The sequence below is a fragment of the Micromonospora sp. C31 genome (assembly GCF_018070575.1).
In the GTDB taxonomy this organism is placed as follows: Bacteria; Actinomycetota; Actinomycetes; order Mycobacteriales; family Micromonosporaceae; genus Micromonospora.
Genome location: NZ_JAGPXN010000037.1, coordinates 1 through 18171 on the forward strand (window position 1 = coordinate 1; position 18171 = coordinate 18171).

18 protein-coding genes and 3 pseudogenes are annotated in these 18171 nt (G+C 69.5%); 6 read left to right on the forward strand and 15 right to left on the reverse strand.

Features of this window, described 5'->3' with window-relative positions:
• Positions 1–360: 360 nt before the first annotated feature.
• The 14 genes from KBX06_RS26930 to KBX06_RS26995 all read right to left on the reverse strand — a co-directional run bounded on the left by KBX06_RS26930 (position 361) and on the right by KBX06_RS26995 (position 13398).
• Positions 361–1725, reverse strand: coding sequence for a hypothetical protein (locus KBX06_RS26930; protein ID WP_210839831.1), 1365 nt, complete (start codon positions 1723–1725; stop codon positions 361–363).
• The gene (locus KBX06_RS26935) at positions 1722–2102 is read right to left on the reverse strand and encodes a hypothetical protein (RefSeq protein ID WP_210839833.1); all 381 of its coding nucleotides are present in this window, start codon (positions 2100–2102) and stop codon (positions 1722–1724) included. Before KBX06_RS26935 ends, KBX06_RS26930 begins: the two co-directional genes overlap by 4 nt.
• Positions 2103–2214: 112 nt before the next feature.
• Positions 2215–5667, reverse strand: a complete 3453-nt coding sequence (locus KBX06_RS26940; protein WP_210839835.1) for a LysM peptidoglycan-binding domain-containing protein — start codon at positions 5665–5667, stop codon at positions 2215–2217.
• Between the two features lie 20 nt (positions 5668–5687).
• On the reverse strand, positions 5688–6110 hold the full coding sequence (locus KBX06_RS26945; RefSeq protein WP_210839837.1) for a TadE/TadG family type IV pilus assembly protein: 423 nt from the start codon (positions 6108–6110) through the stop codon (positions 5688–5690).
• Positions 6107–6541 (reverse strand): TadE/TadG family type IV pilus assembly protein, encoded by a 435-nt coding sequence (locus KBX06_RS26950; protein WP_210839839.1) that lies wholly within the window; start codon positions 6539–6541, stop codon positions 6107–6109. Before KBX06_RS26950 ends, KBX06_RS26945 begins: the two co-directional genes overlap by 4 nt.
• On the reverse strand, positions 6538–6879 hold the full coding sequence (locus KBX06_RS26955; protein WP_210839840.1) for a TadE/TadG family type IV pilus assembly protein: 342 nt from the start codon (positions 6877–6879) through the stop codon (positions 6538–6540). Before KBX06_RS26955 ends, KBX06_RS26950 begins: the two co-directional genes overlap by 4 nt.
• An 83-nt stretch (positions 6880–6962) precedes the next feature.
• Positions 6963–7163: a hypothetical protein gene (locus tag KBX06_RS26960; RefSeq protein ID WP_210839854.1), complete on the reverse strand. Its 201-nt coding sequence runs from the start codon at positions 7161–7163 to the stop codon at positions 6963–6965.
• Positions 7164–7187: 24 nt separating this feature from the next.
• Complete coding sequence (locus KBX06_RS26965; RefSeq protein WP_210839841.1) at positions 7188–8045, reverse strand: type II secretion system F family protein; 858 nt, start codon at positions 8043–8045, stop codon at positions 7188–7190.
• Positions 8042–8947 carry a type II secretion system F family protein gene (locus KBX06_RS26970; RefSeq protein ID WP_210839842.1) on the reverse strand — a complete coding sequence of 302 codons (906 nt, stop codon included), beginning with the start codon at positions 8945–8947 and terminating at the stop codon, positions 8042–8044. The genes KBX06_RS26965 and KBX06_RS26970 overlap by 4 nt, the downstream gene beginning before the upstream one ends.
• Positions 8944–10467, reverse strand: a complete 1524-nt coding sequence (locus tag KBX06_RS26975; RefSeq protein WP_210839843.1) for an ATPase, T2SS/T4P/T4SS family — start codon at positions 10465–10467, stop codon at positions 8944–8946. Before KBX06_RS26975 ends, KBX06_RS26970 begins: the two co-directional genes overlap by 4 nt.
• Positions 10460–11266 (reverse strand): ParA family protein, encoded by an 807-nt coding sequence (locus KBX06_RS26980; RefSeq protein ID WP_210839844.1) that lies wholly within the window; start codon positions 11264–11266, stop codon positions 10460–10462. Before KBX06_RS26980 ends, KBX06_RS26975 begins: the two co-directional genes overlap by 8 nt.
• A gap of 1 nt (position 11267) precedes the next feature.
• On the reverse strand, positions 11268–11945 hold the full coding sequence (locus KBX06_RS26985; RefSeq protein WP_210839846.1) for an SAF domain-containing protein: 678 nt from the start codon (positions 11943–11945) through the stop codon (positions 11268–11270).
• Entirely contained in the window at positions 11942–12829 is an 888-nt protein-coding gene (locus KBX06_RS26990) for a hypothetical protein (protein ID WP_210839847.1), read from the reverse strand. The genes KBX06_RS26985 and KBX06_RS26990 overlap by 4 nt, the downstream gene beginning before the upstream one ends.
• Positions 12823–13398 carry a hypothetical protein gene (locus KBX06_RS26995; RefSeq protein ID WP_210839849.1) on the reverse strand — a complete coding sequence of 192 codons (576 nt, stop codon included), beginning with the start codon at positions 13396–13398 and terminating at the stop codon, positions 12823–12825. The genes KBX06_RS26990 and KBX06_RS26995 overlap by 7 nt, the downstream gene beginning before the upstream one ends.
• 569 nt (positions 13399–13967) lie before the next feature.
• Here KBX06_RS26995 and KBX06_RS27000 point away from each other — a divergent pair.
• From KBX06_RS27000 to KBX06_RS27025, 6 genes and pseudogenes are all read left to right on the forward strand, one after another.
• Complete coding sequence (locus KBX06_RS27000; RefSeq protein ID WP_210839850.1) at positions 13968–14477, forward strand: hypothetical protein; 510 nt, start codon at positions 13968–13970, stop codon at positions 14475–14477.
• Between the two features lie 50 nt (positions 14478–14527).
• Complete coding sequence (locus KBX06_RS27005) at positions 14528–15052, forward strand: ImmA/IrrE family metallo-endopeptidase (protein WP_307854776.1); 525 nt, start codon at positions 14528–14530, stop codon at positions 15050–15052.
• 7 nt (positions 15053–15059) lie between these two features.
• The gene (locus tag KBX06_RS27010) at positions 15060–16298 is read left to right on the forward strand and encodes an MAB_1171c family putative transporter (RefSeq protein ID WP_210839851.1); all 1239 of its coding nucleotides are present in this window, start codon (positions 15060–15062) and stop codon (positions 16296–16298) included.
• On the forward strand, positions 16295–17167 hold the full coding sequence (locus KBX06_RS27015) for an oxygenase MpaB family protein (protein ID WP_210839852.1): 873 nt from the start codon (positions 16295–16297) through the stop codon (positions 17165–17167). Before KBX06_RS27010 ends, KBX06_RS27015 begins: the two co-directional genes overlap by 4 nt.
• A gap of 468 nt (positions 17168–17635) precedes the next feature.
• Positions 17636–17833 (forward strand): annotated as a pseudogene (locus KBX06_RS28170) (transposase); the annotation flags it as partial.
• A 10-nt stretch (positions 17834–17843) separates the two neighbouring features.
• Positions 17844–18047 (forward strand): annotated as a pseudogene (locus tag KBX06_RS27025) (IS110 family transposase); the annotation flags it as partial.
• A 5-nt stretch (positions 18048–18052) separates the two neighbouring features.
• Here the strand turns inward: KBX06_RS27025 and KBX06_RS27030 are convergent.
• Positions 18053–18171, reverse strand: a pseudogene (locus tag KBX06_RS27030) (IS5/IS1182 family transposase); the annotation flags it as partial.

Below are 18171 nucleotides of genomic sequence, written 5' to 3' on the forward strand. Positions count from 1 at the left end.
ATCCTCACCGAACCCGAGGCCGGACTGTTCACCCTCGCCCCGCCGGCGACGTCCGCGTAGCCCCCACCAGGGCCGCTAACGAACCGTCAAACCCACATCAGACAAAGCCTCCCGAACCACCCTCTCAGGTCACAATGACGCTGCACGTACGTGAGCGTGTCGCCGACGTCGCCGGATGCCCGGTGCAGCACGTTGTACAGCCCGTTCAGGCCGGCTGGATCCACGTGGAAGCCGCTCATGTTCCCCCGTTGAACGTCGTTCGGCTCTTTTGCGAACACGAACCGTACTGGACAGAGATCAACAGCGTCAATGAATTCATGGCGCGCGGTCACCCACCCGACACGAAGCGCTTCTTGGGCATCATCGCGTTCGGCGGCGACCTTGTCCCGGCACTACATCGGCTGCTCGGGTCGGTGTCTGGGCCATCGAAGCTCTCGGTCGCGGAGGGCGAGGAAAGGCCCGCGCCACGGTCCCTCTACCGTCGTTGTCTGGCTGCTGCCGCTGCGCCAGCCCACGGTTCAAGTCCTGCACCACATCGTCATCGCTGACGGCCGACCGCCATCGCTTGGCGGCACGGAAGATGAGCGAACCGGCGGGACGTGCCAAGGGCATTTCGGCTTTGACGAACAGTTCGCCTCGCTGAAGGGCAGCGGACAGCCCCCGGTGGAGGGTGGCTGCCAGGAACGGAAGCTCGGAGCTGAGGCGTACGACCTGCCTGTCGCGCAGCTGCGCGTGCCCGTCACTGCCGACGGCTGCTTGTGTCCGCGCCCAGCGCAGGACTTCGGTCAGCTCAGCGGCAGCGTCGCGGCCCGCACCGACCAGCGGGGTGGCCCGCAGGTCGGCAGCCGCGATGGCCGCCTGTCGCCAACCGCCCACCATCCTCGGGGCACCGCCGCTGATCAGGATGTGCACGGCCAGGCCGAGCTGGGTTCCAAGCTGCAGATGAGCTCCGGTCACCTGCCCCGGGTCCTGCCACATCGAGCTCCGCGCGGCGGCCATGGCAGCGACCGCATCGTCGACGGTACGGACGCTGGGCGCGGGATTCAGCGGGGAGCGGGCGATGTCGAGTCCATCCAACGGTGGCTGCCCTCGCCCCGCGGCGATCAGTTCCCGGGCGATTCCCCCCAGGCCGCTGCTGGCGGTCCACCTGGCGGTCTCCGCCGCCGGGCGGTAGATCTCGGCCAGGTGTCCGCGCCCGTGGTTGAGCCATCCGGGCAGCGCGATGTCGACGATGACCGCGTTCGAGGTGAGCCTGGCGATCTCGGCGATACCCGACTGGACACCCCCGCCGGCTCGAATCGCGAGCCCTTCCGGTGTTCGGGGTCCCTGCCCTGGCGGAACGTGGCTGGCGAGGATGTCACCGATCACGGCGACTGCGTCCGCAGCCCGGAGCAGCGAACGCGCCGGTTCGGCGGTCACTGCGGCGGGAGACGGCGGAAACTGCCGGTCGACGATCGTGGCAGCCCGAAGCCCGACGTAGAGCTGGGTCAGCCGCTGCCCGCGTCGCCTCAGGATGGTAGAGGCGCCGGCCCGATCCGGTACCTCCGCCGCCGGGCGGGCGCCGACCAGCAGTTCGGTCGCTCGGGCCAACTGCGCGTAGACGGCAGACCTGGCGATGACGGCGGCGTTGATGTCGGCCGCGTTGTCGGCGGGCCGCTGTGCCATTGCCGTAGCGGCCACACGCAGGGCCTGGTACGCCTCTCGGTACCAGTGGCCAACGGTCATGCCAGGGCCGCCGCCGCACGCCGTAGCTGCTGGGCGCTGGCGTCGTGGCTGAGCCGCCGAGCCAGGTCGTCGTGATCGTCGACGGCCAGACGCTCGTGGTACCGCGCGAGTTGCTCCAGCAACGTCGTCACGGCCAGCCGGGTCTCGGCATCATCGCGAACTGGCGCCGCAGCGTCCACGACCACGTCGTCGTATTCCGAGTAGAGCCTGGCCCGGATGTCGAGCAACTCCAGGCCGCAGTGGTCCCAGGCGAGGTCGGTTCCGGCCAGGCACTTCCACGCCTCGATCGCCAGCTGGACGCCTGCTGCCGCAGTGGCGTCGTCTGCACCCTCAGTCAGGCCAGCGCCAACCCTCCTCGTTGCCTCGATGTACTCCATGCCGCCAGCTTCATTCGATGTCAGCAAGGCCGTTCACTCCGTTCGTTCGGTGGTGCAACATTCGGTTCGCGGTCTCGGTCCGCCGCGACCATCGGTCGGTTTGCGCATTCGACTATCCGGTGCTGCTGCTGGCAGCGAGCAGATCCGGCAGGAGCTCGCGCAGCAGGGCGTACGTGACCGGTGCCAGGTCCTCGGGCACTTCGGCCTCGCGGACCCGCATCAACTCCCCCAGGAGATTGCGCAGTTCTGCGGTGTGTCCCTCGGCGTGGGCAACTTGCATGATGTCGTGCCAGGGCCCGTCGTCGCCACGCTCCGGATCGGCCAGCCAGGCTTGCTGTACGGCCCAGCGCGCGCCGGTGGAATCACCGGCGTCGAGGTAGAACTCGGCGAGTTCGTGGGCGGTGTCCACGATCGCGGAAGTGAGATGACCCGGGTAGATGTCGGACTCGGGCAACCAGGTGAAGGGGTTGCGGGCGCCGGCCGCGTACGCGCGCTCGGCCCCGTCGAGTGGTACGCCCCGTACGAGCTCCAACGCGGCTCGTAGATCCTTGACTCCGGCAGCGCCACGACTTTCGCCCCGGCTTCGCAGCCGACGGAACAGGTGCCAGTCCAGCAGGTAGCCCGACTCCAGCCGGTAGAGCCGGTCGGGCCCCATCTCGGGCAACCAGGCGGTGCCGTCCGGGGTCTCTCCGAGCCAACGACGGGCCCGGGTGATGGCGACCCGGCGGCTGGCGTCCTTGACCTGCTGATCGGGCCACAACGCGTCGGTGAGCTGCTCGGCGGATGCTCCGCGGGCACCGCGTTGAGCCAGGTAGACGATGAGTTCCGCGTGGAATCGGCGGCGCTGGTCGGGCACCGGGCCGGGCGCCTCGACCGCGACTGCCCCGAGGACGCTGATGCGGGGACGGGTCTTGTCCTGCTCGCGCCAGGCCCGTAGGTCCGAATCAAGCTGCGGGTCGGCTTGGCGGCGACGCTGGCGAATCGCGGCGGTGACCTCGCGTGGTGGAACGGTGGCGACCGCACGGGTGCGCTCGATGCGGGGCACAGCGACGATGGGATCCGGCGGAGCCGACGTATTGGCCTCTACGTCCTCGGATCCCGCTGCCGTCGAGGGCTCGCCCGCAGTGAACAGATCGAGCACCGAGCCGGCGGCGTCGGTGCCGTCCGCCCACGCTTCCGGCTCGGCGGCCGGCGGGGTCCGCTCGTCCGTGGCAGCCCGCGCCTGCGCCATGATCTCGGCGAGCGGCTCCAGCTCCCGTACGGGTAGTCCTGCCGCTTTGCCCTCGACGAGGAGGAACGGCAGGGCGAGGTGTAGCAGGCCGTCCTCGTCGATGATGGCGGTGTTCGGCCCAGCGGTCGCGCGGGCCTTGGTCGTGCTCGCCACGGCGACGGCGCACCGGCCCGTGTCTCGCAGCTCCTTTCCGAGCTCGTCGAGCACGCCGAGGTCGCCTTCGTCCGGATCGGCGACGAGTAGCACCTGAGGCGCCCACGCCTCGCCGAGGTCGGTAATGCGACCGGCGAAGGTGTCGGCTGCTCCAGACGCGTTGAGGGCTGCTGTCACCGCTGCGGCGCGGCGCCGCAACCGCGTCGCGGCCTCACCGACCGACGGGACCACGCGCACCCGGTCCGGGTTGAGGGAGATCAGCAGTTCGGTCTCCTGCGCCGGAAAGCCGGTGACGATGACCTCGACGTCGTCGGACCAGGCGTTGCAGGCCAGTTCGCAGGCGAGGTAACGCAGCAGCGCGAGGGTGCGCTCGCGGTCGCCGACGAGGGTGAGGCTTCCGAGGCGTTCGAGGTCGAGCAGCAGGTGCCGACCGGGCTGGGACCCTACGGCGACGAGGGTGGGCAGCGGCGCCAACTGCTCGGTGACGGCGGGCACGCTGGCGTCTCCTGGCAGGGTCCAGTGCCCGCGGTCGTCGATCCAGGGTGCGGGCGGCTCTGGGCCGGGCTCGGTGAGCACGACCGTGACGGCCTGGTCGACGATCCACGCGGCGGCGATGTCCGGCAGGGGCTGTTCCCGCTCGGCCAGCGCGGCGGCCAAACTGCGCAGGGCGAGGTCCAGCCGGTCGACGTCTGCCGGCTGCTCGGCCACGCGTAGCGCTCGTTCCGTGGCGCCGCCGCGGGGGTGCGGGAGCCGGCGGCCGGGCCGACGGTGCTGACGTTGCCGGCTTCGGCGACGAATCACTGCGGTAAGCAGCAGTGCGGAGAGCAGTCCAGCGCCGGCAAGCGAGCCCAGGACGATCGCCTCGTCGACATCGCTGTCGCTGTCCTCCGCTGGCTGATCGGAGCGATGGTCCGATACCGAGGTGGCTGGGCCGTCGGTCGGGCGTGCCGTAGCCGGCGGTTCGGACGCCCTCGGCGGACTGGCCGAGGCGGATGGAGTTACGGCAGGGGACTCGCTCGGGCGATCCGGCGTTGCCGGAGTCGGCACCGGTGGGGCGGGTAAACCCTGCTGGCTCTCGTCGCCGGTTGGTGGGCGAGGCACCGTCGGCCGGTCGTCGCCGTTGGGAGCACTCGGGGCCGCCTGGGTGCGTTCGCCGGCCACGATCCGGCCTTGGGCGTGGTCAGCGGGGCCACGATCGCGGGCATCCTGGGGCAGGGCGATGCGCCATCCGCGCTCGATGTGGTGCGGGAATCGGTGGTCACGCCGCTCGAGACTCGGGTTGATCGCCGCGATCTCGGAGTAACGGTCGGCGTCACCGAGGAAGCGCTCGGCGACGCCGGCCAGCCAGTCGCCCCGCGCCACCTCGTAGACCAGTGGCCCGGTCCTTGCGGGCGGCACCTGCGCCGACGTGGTGCTGGCGGCCGGGGAGGTGACCACTGGAATCCGCAGGGTCCAGCCCGCGTAGATCCGGGTGTTGCCTGGTTGAAGGCTCCGCCCGTCCGGCTGCGAAAGACCCTGGTTGGCCTCGGCCAGGCGCTGCCAGGACACGTTGTAGCGCTCGGCGATGTCGAGCAGGTTCTCCCCGCGCTCCACCGAGTGCTCCAGGTACCCGGTGGCGGCCGGGGCTTGCGTCGGTGCGGCCGTACGCGGTGCCGCCTTCTCTGCACTCGAGTGGCTGGGGGCGACCATGGCAGGGCTGGCGATGGCGGCGGGCACCGCGGCCGATGCCAGGGCCGGCGCGGCGAGCGCCCCGAGGACGGCAGCCACCAGCGCCGCTGCAACTCGATGCTGCAAGCGCGTCCCAGGGATCCGGGCAGTGTTGCGCGGGACCCGCCCGCGCCGTCGTCCCCGCAGTTGCGCGACGGTCTCCACGACCAGTGCGGCCAGGAATGTGACCCAGGTCCACGCGGCCAGGACCGCCGCGACCCAGCCGATCAGCGCCAACGTCTGCAGGAACAGGTCTCCGTCGTCCCGGCTGGTCAGCGCCTGCCAGATCTGGTCGGCGGCGGTGCCCGGATCGTCGGCGAGTGCGGTGAGCCAACCGCCGATCCCGGGCAACGGATTGCCGGCGGCCCAGACGAGGAGAACCGGCAGGGCGACGACCAGCGCGACCACGGCGAGGGCGCCGATGCCGGCGAGGACCTGCCGACCACGGCCGGTTGTGGGTGCGGTGCGTGCCACGGTTGCTCCTTCGCGGGCTGCTATTGAGCGATCAGGGTCGCGGTCGCCCGGCCGGTGGCCGTCGTGCCTACTCCCCCGCCGAACAGGTCGAGCAGGATCGGGTTGTAGGGGACGGTGACTGTGACGGTGAGTTGCTGGGCGCCGTCGACGGTGACGGTGCCCGTGACTCCGTCGAGGTCGTCGAGGTAGGCCTGGACGGCGGTGGCTGCGACCGAGGGGTCGATCTCCTTGGTGCCACCGTCGATGGCCTGCCCGGCCTTGATGGCCTGTCCGCCAGCGCGGGCCGCTTCGGCGGCGATGTTGTCCGCGCGTTGGTAGGCCCGTACCTTGGCGCCGCCGTCGACGACGAGGCCGATCAAGGCGAGGAATGCCGGCGCGAGGACGGCGAACCAGATGGTGACCCGACCGTCGTCGTCGCCCAGCCGGCGGCTGAGCGCGGTCATGCTCTGCTCCGGTAGGTGTCCAAAGGGCTGGTGAAGGATGCGATGAGCGGCACGGTGCCGGGCATGCCGGGCAGTGCGACGTCGGAGAAGGTCGCGGTGCAGCTGACCCGGGCGGTAACGGTCGCCGGTTGTCCGACAGGAACGCCGAAGCCTGCGGCGGAAACCGTGACGTCCAGGCCGGTACAGCTCAGCCCTTGGGCATCGAGGGTGGAGTTGGCGGCGGCCAGCGCCTGCTCGTTCGCCTCGCCAGCGGTACGTGCCAGGGAGGCGGTGCGGGCGGCGTCGTAGGCAGCCGCTTCGAGCGCCTGGCGGGCGATGTTGACCCGGCCACCGATGACAGCGCCGGCGATCAGCGCCAGGATGGCCGGCGTTACCACCGCCATCTCGATGCTCACCGAGCCGCGCTGACCCTGGACCCATATGGTGTTCATGGCGTGGTGGGCCGTTCGACGGGGCCGTGCGCGGACTTGGTGATCGTCCAGCTGAACCCGGGTAGCACTGTGATCGCTCGGCCGGTAACCGTCACCCGCGCCTCCGTTGCGGTCCGGGTGACGACGACCTGTTCGTTCTCCAGGCCAGCCCCGGCGGCGGACAGGAAGCTGGTGGCCCGCGCTTCGCCAGTTGCGGCAGTCGCCTGGTAACCCCGGGCGGCGTTGACCCCCTGGGTGGCAGCGCCCAGCGCGATGGACTGGGCGAAGAAGACCAGCCCCGTCTGGACGACGGCGAAGGTCAGCAGGATCATCGGCAGCGCTATGACGGCGAACTCCACCGGCGAGCTACCACGGTCGCTGAGGTAGCGGCCCGTCCGCCAGCGTCCGGCGGGGCGCGGGCGGACGGTGGGCTCTGCCTGGATCACGGCTGCGTCGGGATGAGGGCGACCCAGCCGTTGGCGACGGCGACGATCGCCCCGGCAACGACGACGGCACCGGCGACGAGGATCGCGGTGATGACGGCGGTGCCAACGGGGCTGTCGCCTCGCTCGGCCTCAGCTGGATCGGTCATGCGCTGCCAGTTGGTTACCAGGTGGGCGATGACGGCGTGGATGGTGTGCATGGCGTTCCCTCCGTGGGTGGGTGGTCAGCGGACGAACAGGCGGGCCATGAACGGGTAGCCGATGAGGACGAGGAGCACGAGGATCAGCGCCGCAGCGGGGATGTCGAGCTTGTTGGTGCGAAGCTCTGCCTGGGCGAGGGCCTCGGTGCGGATCCGGTCCCGCATCGAGTCGGCTCGGGCGCGCAGCGTCTGGTGGACGTTGGCACCTTCGCTGCCAGCGGTACGCATGATGTCTGCCAGGTCGCCCAGCTCGATGACCTCGATGTCACGGGCGAGAACCTTCAGTTCGTCCCACGGTGGCCGTAGCTGCAGCTGGGCGCTGAGCAGGGCTTCCCGGATGCGGGCGAAGACCCAGCCGTGACAGACACTTGCTGCCCGGTCGAGCGATTCCACCGGGCCATGGCCACCGAGGACCTGGTGGGCGGCGAGGTCGAGGTAGGTGCACATGGCCCGGGTGAACTCGGCCCGCGCGACGGCAGCCTTGGATACGACTTCGCGGTGAGCCAGCGCCGCTCCGGCGAGCGCGGCGGCGAGCGACCCGCCCGCGGGGATGAACACGGGGATCGGCAGCCGCAGCACCGCAACGACGACGGTGATGAGGGCCGGCAGGATGAGACAGAAGAGCGCCGACAGGCCCAGGGTCAGGAAGTACTGGTCGGTGCTGCGGTCCAGCAGCCGCAGGTCGGCGTGCGGCACGCTGAGACGGCGCCGCAGCCAGCTGATGCCGGCCGGCGAGTTGCTCGCGGTGGTCAGCGGGTGGAGCCGTCGAAGCGCGGGACCCAGCGCCGGCGGGGCGGGGATCAGCTGTACGACCAGCAGGAACACCCCGAGGCCGGTCATCGCGCCGGCGACGACCATGGCGGTGAGGTAGCCGTTGTTCATGCCGCCGCTCCCAGCGCCTGCGCCTCGACCGGCGGTAGCAGCCGCTCGCGCCTGGGCGGCAGGCTGAGCTTTCGTACCGACGTCATCAGCACGACGTACAGGCCGGCGAGGAACAGCAGCACGAGCTGCCCGAGCACGCTGCCGTAGGGCTGCAGGTAGTGCGGGTTGATCACCCCGTACGCCAGCAACATGATGGTCATGCCGGTGAGGAACCGAACGGCGAAGCGCGGGCCCTCCCGCTTGGCGTCGACCGTCGAGCGCATCTCGATCTCGGCGGCGATGGACCGGCTGATCCCGGTCAGCACCTCGTGCAGACCTTCACCACGGTCGGTGACGTGCAGCATCAGCGGGGCGATGACCTGGTCGGCGGTGTAGTCGTCGAGGTCGTCGGCCATCTGCTGCAGGGCGGCGATCGGGTCTCCGCTGCCCTGCAGCCGCGCCGCCAGGTCGCGTACCTCCTGTTCGATGAGCTGCGGCGCCGTTGCCGCGGTCGCGACGACCGCCTGCTGCAAGCCGATGCCCCGGGCGACGATGTCCGCCAACCGGCGAGTCCAGGCCTCCACGGCCTCCAGCCGGGCGATGGCCTGCTTCTCGGCGCGACCGGCGGCGAACAGCCACGGTACGCCGGGAACGGCAATGCCGATGATCATCCCAGCGGCGGGCCAGCCGGTCAGCAGCCAGGTCAGGCCCCCGGCAGCGGCAGCCGTCACTACCTTGACTTGGTGAGCGCGTTGCTCCCGCCGCGTGCGTCCGGAACCGGTCCACCAGCGGCGGGCCCGCTGCTGCACTGCCGACGGTGGCCGGGGCGGCCGGGTGGTCCCCATGACGCCGATGACACCGACGACCGCGCCGGAGGCGGCGAGCATGCCCGCCAGCACGGCGGCGAGGTCGAGCAGGCTCATGGCTGCCTCGTCACGGTGTCGAGGCGGGTGGTCCAGGCGCCGCGGTTGTGCTCCCCCTGCTGGATGTAGCCGGTGAGTTGGCGGGGGTCGTAGCCGGCCCGCCGTAGAGGTGCGAGCAGCCGCTCCGGCAGGTGCCGGGGTACGCCTCGTCCGTCCGGACCCGGTCCGAAGACCTGGGTGGTGACGAGCTGGTCGCCGCTCATGCCGCCCACCTCGAGGATTTCCGAGACGAAGCGGTGCTTGCGACCGCCGAGCTTGGTCTCGTCCTCGACGCTGACGTACACGATCAGGTCGATGGCGCCAGCGGCCATCCGCCGCGCCAGTTCGGCGGTCATCTCGGGCCCGTGTTGCAGTGCCAGCTCGATGACGCGGTCCATCACGGCACGGGGGTGCCGGGCATGGATGGTGCAGAGCGAACCCTTGCTGGTGGCCATGGCCTGCAGCATCGGCACGATTTCCCGGGAACGGACCTCGCCGACGATGATCCGCTGCACGGACATCCGCAGGGTCAGCGGGATCATGTCCATGATCGTGACCTCGCCGGCGGGTCGGCCGTCGGCGCCTCGGGATCCGTGGCCTTCCCGGGACTCGAGGCTCATCGCCCATCGATGCTGCCCGGTGGTGTGCAGACCGAGCTCGCGGGACTCCTCCAGGGTGACGAACTGCTCCCGATCCGGGATCTCCCGGGCCAGACCGCGTAGCAGGGTGGTCTTTCCGGCATCGGCCAGTCCGGCCACCATGATGTTGAGGCCGGCAGCCATGGCCGCCTTGAGGAACTGGCAGATCAGGTCGTCCATCGCGCCGTACCGGTCGCGGAGGTCCTCGAGGCTGACGTCCATGAGCGTGTGCCTGCGGATGGCCGCGTACGGACGCACCGACACCTGCATGAGGACCGTGAGGCGGCTGCCGTCGGGCAGCTGCATGTCGAGCCACGGCTTGGTCGAGGACAGCGAGCGCTCGGTTGCTCCGGCACGCATCGCCAGGACCTGGAACATGTCGATGAGTTCCTTGTCGGTCTCGGCGACCGGCTCGCCTACCGTGATCCGCCCGTCGGTGTGCTCGATCCGCACGTTGTCGCAGCCGAGGATGTGGATGTTGACGATGTCCGGACGATCGAGCAGCTGCTGAAGTCGGCCCAGGCCGAACATGTCGGCGGCGACCGCGTCGAGCAGCGCATCTTCCTCCGCCTGCGAGATCGGCCGTCCGGCCTGGTGCAGAGCGTCCACGTGATCGCGGACCAGCCGGGCGGCGATGCGCTCCGCTTCGGCCTGGCGGTGATCGGTGGAGACGTTGGGGGTCTCCCGGAGCGCCACGGTGAGTTCCGCGCTGACCCGGGCGCGCAATAGTCGCACCGCCGCGTAGTCGATGCTCACCCGCCCAGGCTGCTCAGCAACCGCTGGCGGCCCGGGATCCGGCCCGGCGGCCGCGGTGCTGTTGGTTGGCCAGCGATGGCGGTTGGCGGCGACCCGGTCGTACGCTGCCGGCCAGGTCGGGTCGCTGTGTCGGCGCTCATCAGGCACGGCTGTTCTCCCTTGATGCTGTAGGGGCCAGGTGCGCGCGCCGCCGCGCGATCGCAGCACGTACGGCCGGCTCGGCGCTGGCAGCGGATCGCAGCAACCGTTGGCTACCGCGCAACCGGCCGCCACCGTCGCTCAGCACCTCGGCGGTGCGCCGATCGTCGGGAAGTTCGATCACGGTGGGCAGCTGCAATCGCTGTTCGATGTCCCGCCGGCTGTAGGGGCCCTCGCCGATCAGGGCCAGACCGAGGGCGCCAGGTCCCTGGCCGTACTGGGTCAGCTCCCGCCGTAGCATCTCCGCCGCCCCGGCGGCCGGGGCGATGGTCCGCAGGGTCGCCGCGCGTACCACGAGCAGCAGCAGGTCGGCGCGGAACAACAGCGGCCACGGCGGGGCGCTGGTGGAGAGTCGGCCGCAGTCGGCAATGACGTCGTAGCCGGCCTCGCCGCGCTCCAGGCCAGCGAAGAACTCCGTCAGCTGCTCCCAGGTCGGTCGGATGGTGCCCGCCTGGATCGGGTCGTTGATGCCGGGCAGGACGAGCCGCTGACCCGGATTTCCTGCGTCGAGGTCGACGAGCTGGTGGGCGAAGGTGTCGGCGAGCTGGTCGCGGAGGGCCGCCGCGGCCAGCGGCAGCAAGCCGATGGGTGGAACCTCGATGCTGGACAGGTAGCCACTCAGGATGCTGCCGCCGGCGGGGTCGCATTCGGCCAGCACCGTACGTCCGTTCCAGGACAGGGTGCAGGCGAGCGCGGTGCTGGTGACGCCGGGTGAGCCCTTGGCCGAGACCATCGCGATGATCGCCACGTCAGTTTCCCGTGGTCAGTGCCACGACGATGCGGCCGGCTGCGGCACGGGAGGCGACGAGCGGTCCATCGCGCTCAGCGACGGCCACGTTGAGCAGCGTGGTGCCCTCCTTGGCTCCGGCACGCACGTCCACCACGGTGGCCTTGATGCTCATCGGCGCGGCGGTCTGCTGCTGGTTCGCGACCGGACCGTCGTCGGCGGTCACGACGAGCAGCACCTCGGCACCTGGCTTCACCCGCTCGGCGGGCAGGCGCTCCTGCGGCAGGCTGAGGCCGACCAGTTGCTGACCCTGGCCCGGTACCGCCGTGTCGGTTAGCTGCGCTTGCGTCAGCAGGGTGCCGGGCACCAGCGCGACGGCCGCGAACCTGCCAATGACCTGATCGGCGGCGCTGGCCCTGATCGGCTTGAGTGCCGGGTCGACGGTGATGCGTACCGTGCTGAGGTCCGACCGGTCGATGACGGAGCCCACCTCGACCGTGGTGCTCACCGCCAGGTACTCGGCCGTCGTGCCGACCTTGCGCAGCACCGCGGCCGCGATCAACCCGCCGGCGGCGACCAGTGCCACAGCCAGCCAGACCAGCGCCGGCCGCCAGCGACGTTGCGGAGCGACCCGGGGAATGGCGTACGGGGCAGCGACCGGCGAGGCGGCACGGGTGGACTTGGTCGGCGCACTGGTCATGACGTGATCACCTGCAGTTCGTCGATGTCGATCGTGGTGCTGGAGGACAGATCGATGGACTGGGAGCCGGTGTTTCCGCCTCCGCCGCTCCACGTGATCAGCCATGTCGTGGTGGCCGTGACGGTGTAGCGGCCTCCGGCCTGGGTGCTGCTCGGGTGGCGGTAGCCGTCGTATCCGCAGTCCGGCGACCTCTTGTTGCCATAGGAGGGCTGGAACGGAGTGCCGGGCTTGGTGCAGGTGACGGAGTTACCGTCACCCATGCTCCAGACGATCTTCTGAGCCCGAGCGGTGGCCGTGACCGACCGACCGGGCACTGCCGCCGTCCGGGTAATTGGTCCCCAGGTGCTGGGGCTCGCCCTGTTCCAGAGCCAGATCGGCAGTCCGACCAGACCGGCGCCGCTGTTCTGCGGGGCGATCCCGATGTTCGGACCGTCAAGGTTCATCTGGGCGATGGCTCGTTGCGCGAGCTCCTGGTGGGACGGCAGGATCCCGGCAGGCGGGTCCGGCGACCAAGTTGCCGCGGTCTGCGAAGGGATGCCGCCGTAGACACCGCACGTGCGGATGCTCCAGTAGCCGTCAGTCCGCCCACCGGGCGGCGGCGGGACCCGCTTCACATAGCAGGACCCGTCCCACACGCCGAACTCATCGACGACGCACGGCACGGTCTGGCCTTCGTAGCTGCAGCCCCTACCGGCGCCACCACCGCCGTTGTCGCCACCACCGCCGTTGTCGCCACCGGTGCCCGGCTTCTCGACCACCCAGTAGCAGTTGCCCAGCGCGTCGCAGTGCTCATAGTCGGCGTACGCCACGCCGGGTGCGAGCAGCGTGCCGCTGCCGACCGCCAGAATCAGGGCCGCGACCGCGGCCGACTTTCGCTTCAGCATCGCCTCTCCCGTTGGGCGTTGACCTCCCGGACGCGCCACCGGCCGTCGTCGAACAGTTCGGCCTTGGCGATCACCACGTACCTCGTGGCCTGGCCCTCGGTGCGCACCGACTTGCCGGTCTTCTTGGAGATCACGTCCCACTTCCCGGTGTCGAAGCAGTCCTCGACCTCTGCGGTGAAGGGACGCCGACTGGTGTCGGCCTTGCTCACTACGGGCGTCGAGACCGGCTCTCCCTTGGTGACAAGTCCCTGTTGAAACTTGATCAGCAGGTCCTGGCGCACCGTCAGCAACGCCGGGTCCGCCACGAACCTGTCGAGCTTGGCGTTGTAGTCACCCTTGTTCGAGGCGGTGACGTAGCTCCGTACGTAGTTCCGGTAGGCCGTGAGAGCAGCCGCGCCGGCTTCGGCGTCCTCCGCGTTCGCCGTCGGCGACGGGGAAGCCGCTGCAGCCGTCGAGGTGGGGTCCGGCTCGGCGGCAGGCTCCTCGCCCGTGCAACCCGTTGCCCCAAGGAGCGAAGCGGCCAGACAACAAACTCCAACCCTGAAGGATCTGCTGGCGGTGCCGATCAAGGTGATGCCTCCTCTCTGATGACCGGCGCGGTCACAGCCGTCTGATGACGGCTGGTCAACGTTCAGCCCGCTGGCCAGCCGACAACTCGGTCGTACCGCTGAGGCGTACCGAGACTGGTTGTCCGCTTGCGACTGTCATCGGTGGCGGACTGCGCAAGGGGTTCGCCTCTTTTCCCCGACGTCGAGAGCCACTGTCGCTGGGCCACTGGCAGGGAGTGGTTCCCTAACCAAGCGGCCCAGCGACCCCCGTTCATCAGCGGCGGCCGGGCAGAGGTGCCGATGCCCCTGCCGATGGCCGAGTGCGTCGGTGAGCGCCGCGGGACAGCTCCCCCCGGTCGTGCCCCTCACCAGCTGATCCCTCTCACTGACGACTCCCCCCGGTTCGGGTGGCCCTGCCGAGATCAGGCAGGAGCCACGCAACAGACGTTTAGCGGTTTACGTCACCGCTCAACAGGCGTTGCTCCGAACAGGAGCGAGCATACGCTCACGTTCCGTGCATGTGTCAACATCTGTTTTGTTGGCGCTGGCATCTGCGACACTGTTGTTTAGTCGCTGGAGGGTGAAGAATCATGGTCGACGATCGGCACGTTGAGCAGGAACTGCCGCCCCTTGACACGCTGGCTGCCAGGTTGGAGTACCTGTTCGACAAGATTCGCCCGACCTCCGAGGAGCTCAGCGACTCCGACGAGCCTGGGCGCAGGTACACCAACAAGGAGATCGCCGACAAGATCAACGCTACGGCGGCCGAGACCGGTGTCACGATCAGCGCCGCCTACATCGGAGAGTTGCGCCGTGGCGTGGCCAGCGATCCCCGTACCTCGCACGTGCGTGCTCTGGCGTCCGCTTTCGGCGTGAACTCGGGCTACTTCGTTGACGACGCGGCCGCACGGCGGATACAGGAGCAGATCACGTTGCTCAGCGAGCTGCGTCGGATGGACGTCAAGCAGGTGGCGCTGCGCCAGGTGCTCGCCGACAACGGCCTGTCCGCGGGAGACACACAGCTCATTGAGCAGATGGTGGCCCGATTGCGGGCCGTAGCCGAGGGCGCAACCAGTGCCGCGCCGGACGATCGCAGTTGACTGTGCAGATTCTTCGGTGGCAGTACGCCGACGAGCGGGGGAACGCTGACGTGAAGTTGCACCGACTACGCAAACGCTGCGAGCAGATCGTGGCCGAGCTCGAGGTGCCGGAGCCATTCGACATCCGGAAGCTGTGCGACGTGCTCGGCGAACGGCGTGGCCGGCCCATCCACCTGGTGCCGATCAGCCTCCCGGCGCACACGGTATGCGGGATGTGCGTGCCGACCGGGGAATTCGACGCCATCTTCTTCGAGCAGGACACTTCGCCGCTGCACCAGCTGCTGATCATTGGCCACGAGGTAGGTCACCTGCTCGCCGGCCACCGGGCGACTGAGGTGTTGGACGCGGACGCCTCCCGATTGCTGCTGCCGGACCTCGACCCGCAGTTGGTCCAGCGCAGCCTCGGCCGGAGCAACTACGCCGCTGCGGAGGAGCGCGAAGCCGAGATGATCGGCTCGCTGCTCCTGCGGCGGGTCCGTGGCGGGCGCGGCGACGTGGACGACGAACCGCTGGACGGCCTGCAGGCTGAGCTGTACGGCCGGCTGCGGCACTCGCTCGAACATCCCCACTGGTAGGGCGTCGATGGACACAATCCTCTACGCCGTATGCGCGGTAGCCGGCTGGTTCGCACTCGGGTACATGATGCGACTCCAGCGCCGACATCCCAGCCAAGCTCGTCGCGCAATCTGTATAGGCCTCGGGGCGTTCGCCGCCGGGATCACCGTCGCGATCCCGCCGATCGCGACCGAGATCGACCGGGTGTCGGGCCTGCCCAACCTGGCCAAGGTCCTCTCTCATGCCGGCGCCCTGACCATCTCGGCGAGTGCCGAGAACATGCTCCTCTACCTCGCACTCCCCCCGGCGAAGGCCGCCGCTCGTACCCGTCGGTGGGTCTGGGTCACCGCGTGCGCGTTCCTCGTCATGGCCGGCCTGTTCGTCTACACCCTCACGTACGACGAGCCGGTGCTCCTGACGGTCGAGTACGCGACGGATCCCGTCGTGACCGCCTACCTGCTGATCTTCCTGCTCCTTGGCTTCTTCGCCTACTGCTTCGACATCACACGGCTGTGCTGGAGCTTTGCCCGGATCTGCGGACGACCCTGGCTGCGCCGTGGCCTCCGCATCACTGCAGTTGGTGCCGCCTTCGCGTTGCTCTACAGCACCAACAAGATCGCGTACCTCATCGCCTACTGGGCCGGCTACCAACCGGCTGGCGAGCGGCAGATCGCCGCAGTTCTCGTGACCATCGGTGCGTTGCTCATCACGATCGGCCTCACCATGCCGGCATGGGGACCCACCCTCAGGATTACGCGGCGGTGGGAGGACTTCCACTCGTACCGCCGGCTCGAACCACTCTGGCGGGACCTCATCGCGGCCCTGCCCGAGCTCGAACTCGACCCGAGCCTGCGCCGCCCCCTCGCGGCCGTCCGCGACATCGACTACGCGCTGACCCGCCGGGTAGCCGAGATCCGCGACGGACGCCTGGCGCTTCGCCCATACCTGGATGTTGGCGTGACCGCACTGGCCGAGCAGTTCGCCGAGCAGGCGGGACTGACCACGGATGAGCGACGGGCAGCCGTCGAGGCAGCACATCTGGCCTGTGCCCTGCGTCGACGTCGCGCCGGTCTCGTGGCCGCAGTCCCCCAACCCGCAGACGAGCTGCACCGCCCGGACGGCGGCTACGCCGGTGAGGTCGCGTGGCTGACACTCGTCACCGACGCCTACGCCCGATCGCCGGTGGTGGCTCAAACACTCGCCGCGAGCCAACAGCTCACCGCGGAAAACTCCCCGCACCCCACGGCAGGAGACGCCCGCCGATGAGAGGCCGCTACGGAAACCTGACCCGCACCCGCGCTATGGATCCCGAGCACGACTACCTAGTGATCTACCAGACGATGCTGCGCTACGAGTTCCCGTGGGACATGAAGCTCGGGCTCAACCTCGCCTTCAACCGATCCTTCTCCATCCCCGCCATCGCCGCCGTGCACACCGCCACGGGCGAGCTGACCGAACGCACCCAGAAGCGGATCGACGACACCGGCCTGCTGATGTACGAGATGGTGCTCAACGGCTTCGAGCAGCCTCGTGGCCGGGAGGCGTTGCGGCGCGTCAACCAGATCCACCGGCCGCACGACATCGGGAACGATGACTTCCTCTACGTCCTGGGCTGCCTGGTGGTGATCCCGACGCGCTGGTTGCAGGAGTACGGCTGGCGCCAACCCTGCTGCCACGAGCGACACGCCACCTACCTGTTCTACCGCGAGCTCGGACGGCGGATGCGCATCACGGACATTCCCGGCTCCTACGAGGAGTTCGAGAGCTCGTTCGACGCCTACGACGCCACCCATCTGCAGCCCAACGACGACGCGGCCGCCATCGAGCGGGCCACCCGCATGCTGATGCTCACCCGCATACCCAAGCCCCTCGCCCCGCTGGGTAACGCGTTGGTCAGCGCCATGTACGACGCACCACTCCGACGCGCGATGCAGGTCGAGGCACCGGCGTGGCCGGTTCGGGCCGGCCTGCACGTGGCGTTGAAGACGCGCTCGCGGCTTCAGCGGTGGTTCGGGGCGCCACGGACAACGCCGTTGTTCGCCGACGGGATCAAAACCAAGAGCTACCCCGACGGGTACGAGATCAGCCAGCTCGGTCCACAGCGAGATCATGCGCCTGGTCGACCCGGCGCATGAGTAGCCGGCCGGCGCTGCTGTCGGCGCCGCAGCGCCTCGGCGTGCCTCAGGTGCCCAGCAGGGTTGAGCTGGTCCTGCTCGGTCTCTCTGTCACACCACTGCTGCGGTGGTTGGTCGTTCGCCTGGCCGTCCCAGCGGGCCGGACCAGCCGGCGGTCCTGCGAGTGCTGCGGCGTGGAGGTAAGTCCGACCGGGCCCGGCTGGGCCGCGCTGCTGCCGAGCAGTCGATGCGGTCGGTGTTGGTAACGGATGGGCGCCCCTCCTTACCTGCTGGAGTTCTACAACGCTGTCAATGTGGCGATCGTGGTCCTCACCGCTCCCACCGTTCATGTGCTGCTGGCCAGCCTGTGGTGGGTCGCCTACGCAGTCGCGCTCGTTTCATCGACGCTCAGGCGCGTTTGGTATGTGGGTTGGTCGGGCGTGTCGCACAGCGAGTCCGGTCGATCAGCGTGACTCAGTCGGTAAACAGATGTGGATCGAGTGCGGCGGTACCCCGTCGGACCTGACCGATGCCGAGTGGAAGATCATCGAGCCGATGCTGCCGTCTCCGAAGTGGATGGGCAGACCGGAGAAGCACGCCCGCCGGGCCTTCATCGACGCCGACCTGTACGTGGTGCGTGCCGGTTGCGCGTGGCGGTACCTACCGATCGACTTCCCGCCCCGGCGAGACCCCCCCTCTGGCCGAGCTGGAAGTCCTGGTCGGCTTCGACGACGACCTCGCTGGCGAAGCGACCCGCGTGTCCAACCGAATCCGTGGCCTGCTCACGCAGATCCACCCCGCCCTGGAACGGGTTCTCGGCCACCACAAGGCGGTCCTGGAACTGCTGTCGCGTTGCGGCGGCCCCGCCGGGCTGCGCAAGGCCGGACGACGCAAACTGAGCCCTTTTCATCCTGCGTAGCGGTTGGATTCGGTGCGGTGCAGGACGAGGATCGCCTGCACGATCGCGGTGGCTCGGCGTGGGCAGCAGCGCAGCTTGGCCAGGATCTTCCAGGTTTTGAGCGTGG

Excerpts from the sequence above, each read along its gene's own strand:
- KBX06_RS26930 (WP_210839831.1), bottom strand. The coding sequence starts at position 1,725 with ATGACCGTTGGCCACTGGTACCGAGAGGCGTACCAGGCCCTGCGTGTG.
- KBX06_RS26935 (WP_210839833.1), bottom strand. The coding sequence starts at position 2,102 with ATGGAGTACATCGAGGCAACGAGGAGGGTTGGCGCTGGCCTGACTGAG.
- KBX06_RS26945 (WP_210839837.1), bottom strand. The coding sequence starts at position 6,110 with ATGACCGCGCTCAGCCGCCGGCTGGGCGACGACGACGGTCGGGTCACC.
- KBX06_RS26950 (WP_210839839.1), bottom strand. The coding sequence starts at position 6,541 with ATGAACACCATATGGGTCCAGGGTCAGCGCGGCTCGGTGAGCATCGAG.
- KBX06_RS26960 (WP_210839854.1), bottom strand. The coding sequence starts at position 7,163 with ATGCACACCATCCACGCCGTCATCGCCCACCTGGTAACCAACTGGCAG.
- KBX06_RS26965 (WP_210839841.1), bottom strand. The coding sequence starts at position 8,045 with ATGAACAACGGCTACCTCACCGCCATGGTCGTCGCCGGCGCGATGACC.
- KBX06_RS26970 (WP_210839842.1), bottom strand. The coding sequence starts at position 8,947 with ATGAGCCTGCTCGACCTCGCCGCCGTGCTGGCGGGCATGCTCGCCGCC.
- KBX06_RS26985 (WP_210839846.1), bottom strand. The coding sequence starts at position 11,945 with ATGACCAGTGCGCCGACCAAGTCCACCCGTGCCGCCTCGCCGGTCGCT.
- KBX06_RS26990 (WP_210839847.1), bottom strand. The coding sequence starts at position 12,829 with ATGCTGAAGCGAAAGTCGGCCGCGGTCGCGGCCCTGATTCTGGCGGTC.
- KBX06_RS27000 (WP_210839850.1), top strand. The coding sequence starts at position 13,968 with ATGGTCGACGATCGGCACGTTGAGCAGGAACTGCCGCCCCTTGACACG.
- KBX06_RS27010 (WP_210839851.1), top strand. The coding sequence starts at position 15,060 with ATGGACACAATCCTCTACGCCGTATGCGCGGTAGCCGGCTGGTTCGCA.
- KBX06_RS27015 (WP_210839852.1), top strand. The coding sequence starts at position 16,295 with ATGAGAGGCCGCTACGGAAACCTGACCCGCACCCGCGCTATGGATCCC.